Source organism: Bartonella sp. AA56HLJMS, assembly GCF_042197145.1.
In the GTDB taxonomy this organism is placed as follows: Bacteria; Pseudomonadota; Alphaproteobacteria; order Rhizobiales; family Rhizobiaceae; genus Bartonella.
On sequence record NZ_JBHIRL010000093.1, the window covers coordinates 1 to 833 of the forward strand.

The following is an 833-nucleotide window of genomic DNA, read 5'->3' on the forward strand; positions in this document are numbered from 1 at the left end:
GCTTTAACTCCTTGCTGCTTTGCGATAAGTTTCAAGCGTATCGCCAAATTGATAAGTCATTTTCTTTTGGATATCTTCAGCCAAACGGTCAAAATAAGCGCTATTGCGCCGGCTGCCGAAACTCAAATCTTCTAAAGGTGGCCTTAGCATTGGGGGTATGGCGCACCGTAATCGGATTCATCAATCCCTCCCGCGCGCCATTGATTGTGCAAGCGCCTTGGCATGCTCATCATCCACAGGGCGTATACGCTCCGGTACCACAATCACATCAAGAGCAAGCTTTTGAAACTGTGCCATCACGCCCCCACCTTTCTGATCTCTTTAAAGAACAAATCCATCGCACGCCCCGCCCATCTTCGATAAGCTTTCGCAAATACAGGTTCTTCCAAACGCCGGTTAATCACTTGCATAGATAGAGAAATAGAAGTCCGCTGACGTGCCTGTATCGCAACAATACGCCGCCGTGGCACCTCAAACTGATAATGCAAAATATGAATAACAATCTGTCGTGCTAACGCCGCATCAAATAAGCCATGCGGAGGGTCAATAATATACCGGATCGGCAGATGCTTAAATCCACTACTCACGGCTTTTAAAGAACAGGAAAGCATCACCTGTAAACGTTCAACTTCTGAATAAGGATTAACGATATCGTTTCTGACATCTGGGGTCCATAAATTACAAGCAGCAACCATAACCACCCCCTATAAAAACAATATGACCACCATTTAATCGCCAGAACCAACCCATGCAAACGGCTGTTCTATGATGCAACTCTATGCAATTTATCTTGCCTATTTCGTACTGATCTTTAGACATTGATAAACCTTTTT

The 833-nt window shown here is 44.8% G+C and carries 1 protein-coding gene and 2 pseudogenes; all 3 read right to left on the bottom strand.

Annotation, left to right across the window (positions count from 1 at the left end):
• Positions 1 to 3: 3 nt before the first annotated feature.
• Positions 4 to 141, bottom strand: a pseudogene (locus ACFINI_RS10025) (phage tail protein); the annotation flags it as partial.
• 1 nt (position 142) lies between these two features.
• Positions 143 to 297, bottom strand: a pseudogene (locus tag ACFINI_RS10030) (ParB N-terminal domain-containing protein); the annotation flags it as partial.
• Entirely contained in the window at positions 297 to 695 is a 399-nt protein-coding gene (locus ACFINI_RS10035) for a hypothetical protein (protein ID WP_375648049.1), read from the bottom strand. The gene ACFINI_RS10035 and the pseudogene ACFINI_RS10030, both read right to left, overlap by 1 nt.
• Between the last annotated feature and the right edge of the window lie 138 nt (positions 696 to 833).

What these genes read in the sequence shown, in the direction of transcription:
- ACFINI_RS10035 (WP_375648049.1), bottom strand. Translation starts at nt 695, where the DNA reads ATGGTTGCTGCTTGTAATTTATGGACCCCAGATGTCAGAAACGATATC.